9 protein-coding genes are annotated in these 14434 nt (G+C 72.3%); 5 read left to right on the plus strand and 4 right to left on the minus strand.

From position 1 onward, the window contains the following. Positions 1 to 36: 36 nt before the first annotated feature. The 3 genes from AB0G04_RS05515 to AB0G04_RS05525 are packed head-to-tail and all read right to left on the minus strand — an operon-like array spanning position 37 to position 3712. Positions 37 to 1455, minus strand: a complete 1419-nt coding sequence (locus tag AB0G04_RS05515) for a glucose-6-phosphate dehydrogenase (RefSeq protein WP_360976859.1) — start codon at positions 1453 to 1455, stop codon at positions 37 to 39. After that, positions 1452 to 2165, minus strand: coding sequence for a response regulator (locus AB0G04_RS05520; RefSeq protein ID WP_360976862.1), 714 nt, complete (start codon positions 2163 to 2165; stop codon positions 1452 to 1454). Before AB0G04_RS05520 ends, AB0G04_RS05515 begins: the two co-directional genes overlap by 4 nt. Continuing rightward, positions 2162 to 3712, minus strand: a complete 1551-nt coding sequence (locus AB0G04_RS05525; RefSeq protein ID WP_360976865.1) for a sensor histidine kinase — start codon at positions 3710 to 3712, stop codon at positions 2162 to 2164. Before AB0G04_RS05525 ends, AB0G04_RS05520 begins: the two co-directional genes overlap by 4 nt. Positions 3713 to 3795: 83 nt before the next feature. On the opposite strand from AB0G04_RS05525, the gene AB0G04_RS05530 reads away from it, so the two are divergent. From AB0G04_RS05530 to AB0G04_RS05545, 4 genes are all read left to right on the plus strand, one after another. Continuing rightward, complete coding sequence (locus tag AB0G04_RS05530; RefSeq protein WP_360976868.1) at positions 3796 to 5136, plus strand: cation:dicarboxylase symporter family transporter; 1341 nt, start codon at positions 3796 to 3798, stop codon at positions 5134 to 5136. A 134-nt stretch (positions 5137 to 5270) separates the two neighbouring features. Beyond that, positions 5271 to 8582: a TIR domain-containing protein gene (locus AB0G04_RS05535; RefSeq protein WP_360976871.1), complete on the plus strand. Its 3312-nt coding sequence runs from the start codon at positions 5271 to 5273 to the stop codon at positions 8580 to 8582. A 72-nt stretch (positions 8583 to 8654) separates the two neighbouring features. Continuing rightward, positions 8655 to 9632 carry an ATP-binding cassette domain-containing protein gene (locus tag AB0G04_RS05540; protein WP_360976875.1) on the plus strand — a complete coding sequence of 326 codons (978 nt, stop codon included), beginning with the start codon at positions 8655 to 8657 and terminating at the stop codon, positions 9630 to 9632. Continuing rightward, on the plus strand, positions 9629 to 10435 hold the full coding sequence (locus AB0G04_RS05545) for an ABC transporter permease (protein WP_360976879.1): 807 nt from the start codon (positions 9629 to 9631) through the stop codon (positions 10433 to 10435). The genes AB0G04_RS05540 and AB0G04_RS05545 overlap by 4 nt, the downstream gene beginning before the upstream one ends. Here the strand turns inward: AB0G04_RS05545 and AB0G04_RS05550 are convergent, their stop codons facing one another. After that, positions 10436 to 13693, minus strand: coding sequence for a BTAD domain-containing putative transcriptional regulator (locus AB0G04_RS05550; RefSeq protein WP_360976882.1), 3258 nt, complete (start codon positions 13691 to 13693; stop codon positions 10436 to 10438). A 95-nt stretch (positions 13694 to 13788) separates the two neighbouring features. On the opposite strand from AB0G04_RS05550, the gene AB0G04_RS05555 reads away from it, so the two are divergent. Next, positions 13789 to 14412, plus strand: coding sequence for a hypothetical protein (locus AB0G04_RS05555; RefSeq protein WP_360976885.1), 624 nt, complete (start codon positions 13789 to 13791; stop codon positions 14410 to 14412). Positions 14413 to 14434: the final 22 nt, after the last annotated feature.

The raw sequence follows: 14434 nt of genomic DNA on the forward strand, positions 1-14434 counted from the left end.
TCACCGCGCGGAAGAAGCAGGGCACCACGGTCGTGGTCACCGCGTGGAGGGCAGAAAGAGGCTCGGGCCGGCGCTTCCGGCGGGATATTCGAGCAACGGCACCTTCCCGGCGCGCCACGCCGAGGTGATCGGCTCGACGATGCGCCAGCACTGCTCGGCCGTGTCCGCCCGTACCGAAAGGGTCGGGTCGTCGGCGAAGACGCCGCGCAGCACCTCCCCGTACGGCGGAAGATCGCCCGCACCGAAATCGGCGCCGATGGTGACCGGATCGAGCTCGAAGGGATCGCCCGGGCCGTTGATGTTGAAGTCGATGGACACGTGGTCCGGGCCGAAGCCGATCCGTAGCCGGTCGGGCTGGTCACAGCCAGTCAGCCCGTCCGGAACCCGGGGCGGCCGCTTGAAGGTGATCACCGCTTCCTTGCGGCTGTCGCCGACCGCCTTGCCGGAGCGCAGCCGGAACGGCACGCCGGCCCATCGCCAGGTGTCCACGGCCAGGACGATCTCGGCGAGCGTCTCGGTACCTCGCGACTCGTCGACGCCCGGCTCGTCGGCGTACGAGGGCAGGCTGCGCCCGTCCAGCTCACCGGCCGTGTAACGGGCGCGCAGGCTGCACTCGGCCGGGTCGTCGCTCCACGGCCGGGTGGCCCGCAGCACGTCGGCCTTGCGGTCGCGGAACTCGGCGGCGGCCAGGGTGAACGGCGCCTCCATGGTGAGCAGCGCGAGGATCTGCAGCAGGTGGCTCTGGATCATGTCGGCGAGCGCACCCGCCTTGTCGTAGTAGCCGGCCCGGCCCTCGAGCGCCAGGTTCTCGTCGAAGACGATGTCGACCGACTCGACGTGGTTGGCGTCCAGCACCGGTTCGAAGATGCGGTTCGCGAACCGCAGGCCGAGGATGTTGAGGACGGTCGACTTGCCGAGGAAGTGGTCGACCCGGTGCACCTGCTCCTCGGGGACGAGGCGGGCGATCAGCCGGTTGAGCTCGGCGGCCTGCTCGCTGCCGGTGCCGAACGGCTTCTCCAGCACCAGGCGGGTGCCGGGCGGCAGGTCCACCTCGAGCAGTGCCTCGCAGGCACGCGCGGTGACGGCCGGCGGCAGCGCGAAGAAGATCGCCACCGAGCCCCGCACCGTATCGAGCAGCCGTCGCAGGTCGTCGGCACTGGTGACGTCGGTACGCACGTAGCGGGACCGGTCGGCGACGTCGGAGGCCGCCGGGTCGGTGTCGCTCTCCGGCGTGCCCTCGCCGGCCGACTGGGCCGCGGCACGTGCGCCGTGGGCGCCGAACGAGTCGTGGACGCGCTGCCGCCAGCGTGCGTCGTCCCAGTCGTCGGTGGCGGCGCCGATCAGGGTGAGTCCGGGAACGTGGCCGGCAGTGAGCAGCGCGCCGAGTCCGGGCAGCAGCAGCCGGGCGGCGAGGTCGCCGGTCGCGCCCAGGATGATCAGGGTCTGGTCCGTCATGGACGGTGGGTACCCGCGGAGGCCGGACGGTACTCGACCTCGGGGCGCCCGGGTCCGCCGTACCGCGGGCTGCGGATCACCCGGCCCGATTCGGCGAGATGTTCCAGGTAGCGGCGGGCGGTGACGCGGGAGGTGCCGGTACGGACGCCGACCTCGGCCGCGGACAGCCCGGCCGGCTCGGCGGCGCGCAGCGCGGTCAGGATCAGATCGAACGTCCTCGGGTCGAGTCCCTTGGGGAGGGTGTCGGCGGCCGGGGCACCACGCAGCGTGGCGAACACCCGGTCCACCTCGTGCTGAGCGGCCACCTCAAGCGATCCGGCGACCTGGCGGCGGTACTGGGCGTACCGGTCGAGCTTGTCGCGGAACGCCGCGAAGGTGAACGGTTTCAGCAGGTAGTGGGTGACCCCGAGGGCGACCGCGGAACGGATCGTGGCGATGTCCCGGTTCGAGGTGACGGCAAGCACGTCGGTGCCGCTGCCCGCAGCGCGCAGCGCCCGCGCGATCTCCAGGCCGTGCTTGTCCGGCAGGTTCAGGTCGAGCAGGACCAGATCGATCGGCTCGGCGCGGAGCAGGCTCATCGCCTCACGCGCGGTCAGTGCCACCCCGGCAACCTCAAAACCGGCGACCTTCTCGGTGTACGCGCGGTGCGCCTCGGCGATCAGCGGCTCGTCGTCGACCACCAGGACCCGGATCACGTCGCCGGCGGTCATGACGGCACCGGCAGCCGTACGGTGAGGACCGCTCCCCCGGCGGGGGCCGGGTCGATCGCGTAGCGTCCGCCGTACCGCTCGGCGACCTGCCGGACGAGTGACAGTCCGATGCCGTGCCCGTCGCCCTTGGTGGACCAGCCGCGCCGGAAGGCGTCGGCCGCCTGGTCGGGGCGCAGCCCGGGACCGTTGTCGCTGACCCGGACCAGCACCTCGCCGTCGGCCTCGCGGACCAGTACGCCGACCCGGCGGGGCGGCGGGACCTCGGTGACCGCCTCAAGCGCGTTGTCGATCAGGTTGCCGACGACGGTCAGCAGGTCGCGGCCGGGAACGGGCGTGCCGGTGAGCCGGGAGTCCGGGTCGATGGTGAGCTCGACGCCGCGTTCGCCGGCCTGAGCCGACTTGCCGAGCAGCAGCGCGGCGAGCGCGGGTTCCTCGACCGCGCCGACGACCTGGTCGGTGAGTTGCTGGGCGACTGCGAGCTCGGCGGTGGCCAGTTCGATCGCCTCGTCGGTACGACCGAGTTCCACCATGGTGAGTACGGTGTGCAGGCGGTTGGCGGCCTCGTGCGCCTGTGCGCGCAGCGCCTCGGTCAGGCCGCGGACCGAGTCGAGTTCGCCGGTCAGTGCCCGCAGCTCGGTGTGGTCGCGCAGGGTGAGCACGGTGCCGAGCAGCCGGCCGTCGAAGCGGGTCTCGCGGCGGCTGGCCACCAGTACCCGGTCGCCGACCAGGACCGGTTCGTCCACGGTGGGCCGGCGTTCGGCGATCAGTCCGGCCACCTCGGGCGGCAGGCTGTCCGGTTCGTCGTCGGTGATGCCGAGCAGCCGCCGGCCCTCGTCGTTGATCAGGGTGACCCGGCCGTCGCGGCCGACGACCACGAGACCCTCGCGGACGGCGTGCAGGACGGCGTCGTGGTACTCGTACATCCGGGTCATCTCGGCCGGTCCGAGGCCGTGCGTCTGGCGGCGCAGGCGACGGCTGAGCAGCCACGATCCGAAGGCGGCCAGGAGCAGGGCGATGCCGGTGGCCAGGCCGACGACCGGCAGCTGGGCGATGAGGGCCCGGTTGATCGCCTTGGTGGTGATGCCGACCGAGACCAGGCCGATGATCTCGTTGGTGCCGGGGTCGCGCACCGGCACGACGGTCCGGACCGAGGCGCCGAGACTGCCGCGGTACTCCTCCACCACCGTGCCGCCGGCCAGTGCCTCGTCGACCGTACCGGCGAAGGGTTGTCCGATGAGTTCGGCGGTGGGGTGGCTGTAGCGGGTGCGGTCGGGCGCCATCACCACGACGAAGTCGGTGCCGGTGGCCTTGCGGGTGGCCTCGGCGTACGGCTGCAGCTCCGCCGACGGGTCGGCGTCGTGCAGGGCCTCGGCGACCGCGGGGGTGTGCGCGATCGTCTCGGCCACCGCGACGACCTCGGAGACCGCGGCGTTGCGCGCGTCGTTGCCGGCGAGCAGCACGGCGCCGGTCGTCCCGGTCGCCACCAGCAGTGTCACCACCAGCACCTGGAGAGCGAACAGCTGCCGCGCGATGCTCCACGGTGCCAAACCAGAGCCTCGATTCATTTCGTACGGGTGAACAAAATGACCGTAACCGTGATCGGAGCTGAGACCCAGGCCACATTCCTCCCATGACTCCCGCTGCCCCGCCGGTCAAACGCGACCGCACTCACTACCTGTACCTGGCGGTCATCGCGGCCGTCCTGCTCGGCATCGCCGTCGGCCTGCTCTGGCCGAAGGCCGCGGTCGAGCTCAAACCGATCGGTACCGGCTTCGTCGACCTGATCAAGATGATGATCGCCCCGGTCATCTTCTGCACCATCGTCCTCGGCGTCGGCTCGATCCGGCAGGCGGCCCAGGTCGGCAAGGTCGGCGGCCTGGCCCTCGGCTACTTTCTGACGATGTCCACCGTGGCGCTGGCCATCGGGCTCGTCGTCGGCAACCTGATCCACCCCGGGTCGGGGATGCAGCTGGACGCCTCGACGGCCGAGGCCGGGCAGAAGGCGATCGGCGAGGACACCGCCAAGAGCACCACCGACTTCCTGCTCGGCATCATCCCGGACAGCCTGCTCACGCCGCTGGCCACCGGCAACGTGCTGCAGACCCTGCTGGTGGCGCTGCTGGCCGGGTTCGCGCTGCAGTCCATGGGCGAGCGGTCGGCGGCGGTGCTGCGGGCGATCGGCCTGTTCCAGCGGCTGGTCTTCCGGATCCTGGCGATGCTGATGTGGCTGGCCCCGATCGGCGCTTTCGGTGCGATCGCCGCGGTGGTCGGCGCGACCGGCACCGACGCGCTGGTCAGCCTCGCCCAGATCATGCTCGGCTTCTACGTCACCTGCGCGCTCTTCGTCTTCGTGGTGCTCGGGGCGCTGCTCTGGCTGATCGCCCGGATCAACATCTTCCGTCTGTTCAAGTACCTGGGCCGTGAGTTCCTGCTGATCCTGTCGACGTCGTCGTCGGAGTCGGCGCTGCCCCGCCTGATCGCCAAGATGGAGCACGTCGGTGTGAGCCGCCCGGTCGTCGGCATCACGGTGCCGACCGGGTACTCGTTCAACCTGGACGGCACGGCCATCTACCTGACCATGGCGTCGCTGTTCGTGGCCCAGGCGATGGGCGACCCGCTGTCGGTCAGCGAACAGATCTCGCTGCTCCTCTTCATGATCATCGCCTCGAAGGGCGCGGCCGGGGTCACCGGTGCCGGTCTGGCCACCCTCGCCGGTGGTCTGCAGAGCCACCGCCCCGACCTGGTCGACGGCGTCGGCCTGATCGTCGGTATCGACCGGTTCATGTCCGAGGCCCGTGCGCTCACCAACTTCGCCGGCAACGCCGTCGCGACGGTTCTGATCGGCACGTGGACCAAGGGCTTCGACCGTGACCGGGCCCAGCTCGTCCTCTCCGGCGGTGACCCGTTCGACGAGGAGACGATGGTCGACGACGACCACGGCGCTCCGGCCACCACACCTGCCGCCGTCTGACCACCCGGTCGCCCGGCCGGGCACCGGACCGGCCGGGCAGTTGCTGGTGGCGCTCGTTTGCGGGCGCCGATTTCCCCCTGACGGCACCTGCGTGGAGAATCGGTCGGCGCCGATGATCGAACGCGGAGGCCTTCATGACTTTCAATGGCTTCATCTCGTACAGCCACGCCGCTGACGGGCGGCTGGCGCCGGCCGTCCAGCGTGGGTTGCATCGGCTGGCGAAGCCCTGGAATCGCCGCCGTGCGCTGTGGATCTTCCGGGATCAGACCGGTCTGTCGGTGACCCCGGCATTGTGGTCCTCGATCCAGGAGGCGCTGGACGGCTCGGACTGGTTCGTGCTGCTCGCGTCACCGGAGGCGGCACAGTCGCCGTGGGTCAACCGCGAGATCGAGCATTGGATCGCGACGAAACCGGCGGACCGGATCCTGCCCGTGCTGACCGACGGGGAGTGGCGGTGGGACCCGGAGCACGGCGACCTGTCCGCGGACTCGACGGCCGTGCCGGACGCGTTGCGCGGGGTGTTCGCCGAGGAGCCGCTCTTTCTCGACCTGCGCTGGACCCGCGACGACCCGAGCCTCAGCCTGAACGATCCTCGCTTCCGCGACGCGATCGCGCAGTTGGCCGCCCCGATGCACGGCCTCAGCAAGGACGAGTTGGAGGGCGAGGACATCCGGCAGCACCGCCGGGCCCTGCGGCTGCGCCGAGGGGCCGTGGCGGCGCTGGCGTTGCTGACCGCCGTGGCGTCGCTGACCGGCGTGGTCGCGGGACACAACGCCGACCGGGCCACCGCCGCCAGCGTCGAGGCCGAGCGGCAACAGGAACTCGCCTCGCGGGAACGCGGCAATGCCGGGCGGTTCGCGGAGGAGGCCCGGCGCCAGCAGGAGAACGCCCGCACGCAGGAGGCTCGCGCACACGCCGCCGCCGTGGAGACGAAGTCGCAGGAGAAGCAGGCGGGGGAACAGCGGGCCGCGGCCGAACGGGCGGCGGCGGAGGCGAGACGGCAACAGGAGAACGCACGTAAGCAGCAGGAACTGGCGAACCGGTCGCGGGCTCTGGCCGACGAGCAGCGGAAGGTCGCTCAGGAGCAACGTGAACTGGCCAGGCAGTCCGCGCGGCAGACGGAACGCCAGCGGATCATCGCGGAGCAGCAGCAACTCCTCGCCGCGCAGGCCACCACGGAGGCCGAGCGGCAGCGAACCATCGCGCGGCGACAGCAGCGGATCGCCGAGGAGTCCGCGGCGGAGGCCCGCCGGCAGGGGGCCATCGCCCGGGAGAACGAACGAAAGGCGAGAGCGGCCGCCGAGGAGGCCCGCCGGCAGGAGGAGAACGCCGCGGAGCAGAAGCGGATCACGCTCGGACGGCGGCTGTTCAACAGGGCCACGGCGACTGTCGGCAACGACCCGGCGATGGCGATCCGGCTCGGGATCGCCGCGGAGAAGATCCAGGCGGGCGCCGAGTCCCGTGCCGAGCTCGCAGCCCTCGTCACCTCCACCCGCAAGATCGGCGCCATCGACGAGGTGCTGGCCATGTCCTACGGCGCGAACAACGTCATCGCCGTCATCGCCGCCGACTACACCCTGTCGCTGTGGAGCGTGGCAAACCCGGCCGTGCCCGTCCGCCTCGCCACGGTCGACGATTTCCCGGTCTTCCCCTTCCTGACCTTCGCCCCCGACGGCAAGACACTCGCCGTCGTCGGCGGATGGGACTTCGAGCCGGTTCTGCTCGACGTCTCCGATCCGGCCGAGCCGGTCACGATCAGCACGGTGCCGCTGCCGAACGCCGGCCGGCCCGTCTTCAGCCCGGACGGGCGGACGCTCGCCGTCGGCGGCTTCGACGGGATGTGGACCCTCTGGGATCTGACCGACAGGGCCAGTCCCGCTCAGCTCAGCCAGATCCCGGGCGGTCTCATACCGCCCACGTTCAGCCCCGATGGCCGTACCGTCGTGACCTCCGGCGTCTCCGACGCCACCGGAGTGGTCTGGAACATCACTGATCGCAAGAGCCCCACCGCGCTGCTCACGCTGGACGGCAAGGTCCGGAGAGCAGCCTTCAGTCCGGCACGGCCCCTGCTGGCCACCCACGACTCCGCCGGGAGTCTGTCGATCTGGAACGTGGACGACCCCGCCGAGCCGAAGAAGCTCTCCACGCAGGCGGTCCGCGCCGCCGACGTGACGTTCAGCACCGACGGCCTGACCCTGGCCACCAGTGACAACGACGGGACGGCCCGCCTGTGGGACATGACCGCGGACACGCCGGTCCACCTCGCCGATGTGAACAGCAACGACGGCGCCGCGCTGGCGATGTCGTTCAGCCCGGACGGCCGGGTTCTGTCCACCGTGGCGGTCGACGGCTCACTGAGCCTTTGGACCGTCGAGGCGCACGGCGCACCGAAAATCGTCGGCCGGGCCACCGGCGAGACCCGTAAAGGGCTGATGGCCGCTCTCAGCTCGGACGGCCGGCGCCTGACCACAGCACACGCCGACGGGACGGCGACCGTGTGGGACCTGTCGAACCCCGCCCGCCCGGTCGAGCGCGCCACCGTACGTGTCGGCCCCGGTTCCCTCAATGCGGCGGCGGTCAGCCCCAGCGGTGACATCCTCGCCACCGTCCGCTGGGCGTCGGACGGCTTCGTGACGCTGACCGACCTCAGCGATCCGAGCGCGCCGGCGCCGCTCGGCAAGCTGCCCGTCGGGCCCTACGGCTCGACGCTGACGTTCGGTCCGGATGGCCGGACGCTGGCCGTCGGCGAGGGATTCGACGTGACGCTGTGGGATCTCACCGACCCGCTGCAGCCGGCCCGGCTTCCCGATCTGCTGGGCGACGATCTGGTCGGGCCCATCGCCTTCAGCCCTGACGGTGGCACCGTCGCCGTCGCCGAGGACCGGACGGTCAGTCTGTGGAGCCTGGCCGACCGGTCGAACCCGGTTCGGGCCGGGCGGCTCAAAGGGCACTCCGCATTCGTGAGATCCATGGCGTTCAGCCCGGACGGGCGGACCCTGGCGACCGGGAGTTCGGACCGGACGGCGGCACTGTGGGACATCGCCGGCCCGGTCCGCCGCCGGCAGGCGATCCTGACCGGCAACACCGCGATGATCGACTCGGTGGCCTTCGCCCCGGACGGCCGCACCCTCGCGACCGGCACCAGGGACTCCGTGCTGGCACTCTGGGATGTGGCCGAGCCGTCCACCCCCCAGCGTGTCGGCGGGATGAAGCGCACCGAACTCGAGTCGAGGTCACTGCTCTTCCACCCGGACGGGCACACCTTGGTGACCAGCGGCACTGACAGCAGCGGGACACGGGCCGTGCTCTGGGACTACTCGGCCCTGAACGCTCTGCGGGCGGCGCCGTCCAGGACCGCCTGCGCCGTCACCGGTGGCGGCTTCACACCGGAGGAGTGGGCAGCCTACGTCCCGGAGACGCCGTACCAGCCGACCTGTCCCCGCTGAGACAGCGGAATGTGCGGGCCGTGCCAGGCCGGTGTGCGCGCCGTGCCAGGCACTGCCCTCAGGCTCTTCGGCATGGGAACCGAAGATCTGGTGGTGCGCGCCGAGGGGCTGCGCAAACGGTACGGGAAGACGCAGGCGCTCGACGGTGTGGACCTGTCGATGCGCCGCGGCACCGTGCTGGGAGTGCTGGGGCCCAACGGCGCCGGCAAGACAACGGCGGTACGGGTCCTCGCGACCCTGCTGCGCCCCGACGAGGGCAGCGCCTTCGTGGCCGGGATCGACGTGCTAAAGAACCCGCACGCGGTACGCCGCAAGGTCGGGCTCACCGGCCAGTACGCGTCGGTGGACGAGGACCTCACGGGCGTACAGAATCTCGTGCTCATCGGTCGTCTCCTCGATCTGAGCGGGAGGGACGCGCGGCGCCGGGCCGGCGAACTGCTGGAGTGGTTCGATCTGACCGAGGCCGGGCAGCGGCCGGCCAAGACGTACTCCGGTGGCATGCGCCGCCGCCTGGACCTGGCGGCGAGCCTCGTCGGTCACCCCGAGGTGATCTTCCTCGACGAGCCGACGACCGGGCTCGACCCGGCCAAACGCGAGGACATGTGGGGCGTGGTCCGCACCCAGGTGGCGAGCGGCGCGAGCGTGCTGCTGACCACCCAGTACCTGGAGGAGGCGGACGCTCTCGCCGACGAGATCGTGGTGGTGGATCACGGCAAGGTGATCGCGCACGACACCCCGGACGGGCTGAAGCGGCGCGTCGGTGGGCAGACGCTGCGGGTCCGCCCGTCTGATCCGGCCCGGTTGCCGGACGTGGTGCGGCTGCTGGACGCGGCGGCCGCGCCGGGGACCGCGGCCTCCCTGGACGAGTCGGCCGGCTCCCGGCCGGGTGCCGCGTCGGTACCGGTGACGGGCGACGAGGTTCTGGACAAGCTGATCCCGGCGTTGCGTGCGGACCGGATCGAGGTGACCGAACTGGGCCTGCATCTGCCGAGCCTGGACGAGGTGTTCCACGCGCTGACCGCACGCACCGAGGCGAAGGAGCTGGTATGACCACGATCGCGCAACCCCAGATCCGGCCGGCCGGATCAGGGCTCGCCGGGACCGTCCGGCACAGCCTCGCGCTGGCGAAACGAAGCCTCATCAAGACGATGCGCACGCCCGAGGCGCTGATCGACGTCACCATCCAGCCGGTGATCTTCCTGCTGCTGTTCACCTACCTGTTCGGCGGTGCGATCGCCAACGGGGACCGGGGCGGCTACCTGCAGTTCCTGCTACCGGGCATGCTGGCGCAGTCGCTGGCGATGGGCGGCGTGGCGCTCGGCCAGAACCTCAACGCCGACATCGAGAAGGGTGTCTTCGACCGGTTCCGGTCCCTGCCGATCTCCCGGGCGGCGCCGCTGGTCGGCGCGGTGCTCGCCGATGTGGTCCGCTACCTGAGCGTGTGCGTCGTGATGCTCGGTTTCGGCACGATCATGGGCTTCCGGGTGGAGACCGGGTTCCTGCCGGCGCTGGCCGCGGTGGCGCTGTCGATCGCCTTCGGACTGTGCTTCTGCTGGATCTCCGTCTGGGTGGGGATGCTGGCCCGTACCTCCGGTGCCGTGCAGGGCATCATGTTCCTGCTGGTGCTGCCGCTGACCTTCGGCAGCAACGTGTATGTGCCGACCGACACGCTGCCCGGGTTCGTGCAGGGGTTCGTGGCGGTCAACCCGATCACGCCGCTGGTCACGACGATCCGCGGGCTGCTCGTCGACGGGCCGGTGGCCGGGCCGCTGACGACGACGTTGATCTGGATGGCCGGGCTCCTGGCGGTGTTCGTGCCGCTGGCGCTGCGCGCCTACGCGCGACGGGCCTGATCACGACGGCAGGGCGAGCCGCGCGGGGTCGACGAGACTCTGCGCGGCTGCCGTCTCCAGGGCCCAGCCGGACGCGTAGGCCTCGCCGTACTCCTTGTCGCCGAGCACGGAGCGGGCCTGCATGGCCACCTGCGTCACGTACAGGTCGGTGTGGTCGTGCGAGCCGCGCAGCCGGGCCGCCGCGCCGAGCAGCATCGCCGCGTCCCGGAGCCGCCCGCGCAGCGCGGCGAGGCCACCCGCGGTGACCGCGACCATCGCGATGATCGGCATGTCCCGGGTCTGGACAGCGGCCGGATAGGCGCGAGCGAGCGCCTTCCCGGCCGCCTCCGCGTCGCCGTCCCGCAAGGCCAGTGCGGCCCTGATGGCGCCGACGATCGCGCGCCCGTGGTCCCCGCCCATCAGGGGCATCCGGCCGTCGTCCATGCCGAGGGCACCGGCGGCCCGTTCGATGAGCTCACGGGCCCGGTCGAGGTCATCGAGCCACAGCAGCATCCCCGCCTCGAGCGCGTCGACCAGCAGGATCATCTCCCGGGAAGCGGACCGGTCGGCGCGGGCCCGTGCGGAGGCCACCGCCACCCGGGCCTCGTCCGGTTCGCCGAGGCGCATGTGCAGGTCGGCCCACCGCAGGTCGATGAAGATCTCGTCGCCGATGTCCAGCGAACCGAACTCGGCCGCGAACGCCCGCGCCGCGCGCAGATCCACGCGTGCCCCGCCGAGGTCGCCGTCGTACTGACGCAGCAGCGCCCGCAGCGGCAGGACGTTGGCCTGTCCCCAGCGGTCGCCGAGCGACCGGAACCCGTCCAGCGCCGCCGTCACGTCCAGCGTCAGCTGCCCCAGGTCGCCGTTGTTCTCGGCGATCTGGGCCCGGAACATGTGCGCCAGCGCGACCAGCCAGCGGTCCGGCCCGGCGATCAGCTGGTCGACCCGCCGCTCGGCGGCCTCGGTCTCCCCGGCCATGTAGAGGGCGAACGCGGCGATCGCCCCGGCCGGGCCGGGCAGCAGCGGATGCGCGGCCAGCCGCCGGGCCAGGGCGTGCAGGCGCGTGGTGCGCTGCTCGGCGGTCTCGGTGAGCGAGCCCGGTTCGGGGCCGGTGCGGTTCAGCACCATGAACGCCTCGGCGCAGTCGGCCTCGAGCGGGTCGCGTTCGCCGGGGACCGCGAGCACCACCCGCAGCCAGTACGCGGCGTCGTCGTGCCGCCCGAACATCTGCCAGTACCAGCACAGGTCCAGCGCGAACGAGACGGCGGCCCGCGCGTCGCCACGGTCGCAGAGGTGACGCAGGGCGGCCAGCGCGTTGTCGTACTCGGCCCGCATGTCGCGCAGGGCCACGACCTGCCCGGCGGTGCGCAGGCGGGCGTCGGCGTCGGCCACGAGCGTGGCGAGGTGCTGGGCCGCCACATCCCGGGCCTCGTCGAGCAGGCCCTGCTCGGCGAGGCGCTCGATGCCGTACTCGCGCAGCGTCTCCAGCATCCGGTACCGGCCGCCCGGCGCCAGCTGCAGCAACGACCGGTCGACCAGGGCGGCCAGCAGGTCGGCGGTGGCCGGGCCGGTGCCCGCGATCACGGCCGCGGACGTCGCGGTCACCCCGCCCGGCAGCACCGCGATCCGCTCGGCCAGCGCCCGTTCCTCGCCGGTGAGCAGATTCCAGCTCCAGGCGATCACGGCGCGCAGGGTCCGGTGCCGGGGCTGTGCCGTCCGGCTGCCGGTGGTGAGCAGCCGGAACCGGTCGGAGAGACCGTCCGCCAGCTCGGCCAGGCCCAGGGTGCGCAGCCGGGCCGCGGCGAGTTCCAGGGCCAGTGGCAGCCCGTCCAGGCCGCGGACGATCCGCACCACGTCACCGGCGGTGCCGGCGTCCACGGTGAATCCGGGCCGCACCGCGGCGGCCCGTTCGGCGAACAACCGCACCGCCGGTGCCGCCGCGGCCTCGGCGGGCCCGGCGCCCGGCTCCGGCAGGCCGAGGGACCCGAGCGGCACCAGTGCCTCGCCGTCGACGGCCAGTGGCTCCCGGCTCGTGGCCAGCACGCGTAGCCGCGGACACCGCGCCAGCAGGGCGGTGACCAGGTGCGCGACGGCGTCGATGAGGTGCTCGCAGTTGTCGACGACCAGCAGCAGCTCACGGCCGTACAGCCGCTCGGCGAGCAGGTCGACGTCGCTCAGGCCCTCCGGGCGGACCCGGTTGACCGTCTCGAACAGGGCCGATCCGCGCAGCCCGGCGGATGCCACGACGGCAGCGCCGACCTTCGCCGGCTCGGTCACCGACGCGAGATCCACCATCCAGGCGCCGTCGCGGAACGCACCGGCTCGCCGCCGTGCCGCCTCGGTCGCGAGTCGCGTCTTGCCGGCGCCCCCGGGACCGAGAACGGTCACCAGACGCCCGGCGGTGAGCAGCTCGTCGATCCGGGCCAGGTCGTCCTGGCGACCGACGAAGCTGGTCAGAGGTTCCGGCAGGTTGGTCGCCGGCGGTTCGGTCACGGTCCGCAGTGGCCCGGATTCGATCGGCGGCGGTACGTCCGGAGTGCCGCGCAGGAGCCGGAGGTGCCGCTCCCGCAGTGCCGCACCCGGATCGGCCCCGAGCCGTTCGGCGAGGCCGGCACGGACCCGCTCGTAGACGGCGAGCGCGTCGGCCTGCCGCCCCTGGCCGTCCAGCGAGTCGATGAGCAGTGCGGCGAGCCGTTCGTTCAGCGGATGCTCGGCGAGCAGGCCGCTCAGCCGGGCGGCGGCGTGCTCGGCCTGCCCGAGGTGGAGTTCGGCCTCCGCCAGGTCGGCGCCCGCCTCGACGACCGCCCGGTCGAGCCGGGTGGCGTGACCGGGCGCGGCGCCGCGCAGTTCGACCGCGACCGGCCCGCGGACCAGGGCGGCCGCCTCGCGGAGCGGCCGGGCGGCACCGGCCGGGTCGCCGGCGCGCAGCCGGTCCCGGCCGTCGGCGGCGAGCCGTTCGAACCGGAGGGCGTCCACGTCGCCGGGGCCGACGGCCAGCCGGTAGCCGCCTTCCGCCTGTGCGACGGTGTCACCGCCACCGAGCAGCCGCCGCAGCCGGGAGATCAGTGACTGCAGGGCGTTCACCGGGTCGGCCGGTTGCTCCTCCGGCCAGAGCGCCTCGACCAGCAGGCCGGGTGGCACGGGCCGGCCACCGGCGGCGGCCAGCCGGACCAGGAGGCCGCGCAGCCGGGCGCCGGGAATCGGCAGCCCATCGCCGCCACGGGTGACCCGCAGCTCGCCGAGCAGCCCGATCCACAGCCGGTCGGTGTCCGCACTCACGTGACGATCCTGCCGGGTGCCGTCCACCTACCCCAAATCGGGCACGCGCCGCGCCGGTCCACCACCCAGCGACTCCGGTCCCTTACGGTTGAATCATGGCAAATACCGCATTGCACCGTAAAATTGCTGCCGGAACCGTCATCGCCGCCCTGCTCGGCCCGGCCAGCCCGGCCATGGCCGCGCCGGCACCCGACCAGCTCCAGAAAGGCCTGCTCACCGCCGCCGAGGCACCGCCGGGTTACACGGTGGCGCCGAAGCTCGCGTCGAGCACCGACGTCCGCTACCCGGCCACCGGGACCATGTGCGCCAACAAGCCGAAGGTGACCGACGTACGCCAGACCAAGGTGGCGCTGCGGGGCTTCCTGGAGTCGGACGGCACGATCATCGTCACGATGATCGGGGCGCCCGGGGCGAAGTACGCCCAGGCGTCGGTCAAGGCAGCCGCCGACACCCCGGCACGCTGCCCGAGCCAGCAGCTCAAGGACGACAAGGTGACCACCACCAAGCTGGTCCTGCCGAACCTCGGCAAGCCCGCCGCCGGGGTGCGGCAGATCCTCACCCGCAAGGACGGCACCCAGGAGCGGCTCCTGCAGGTCGGGGTGGCCGACGGGGACGTCGCGGCCACCTTCGTCCAGTCGCAGGGCAACGCCGCTGACGAGGCCGAGTTCCTCAGGTTCGTCGCGGCCGGGGTGAAGAAGCTCAGCCAGATCCCGCGGTAGCCGGCCGCCGTCCTGGTCGTCG

Origin of the sequence: Actinoplanes sp. NPDC023801 (assembly GCF_040639655.1) — a bacterium.
In the GTDB taxonomy this organism is placed as follows: Bacteria; Actinomycetota; Actinomycetes; order Mycobacteriales; family Micromonosporaceae; genus Actinoplanes.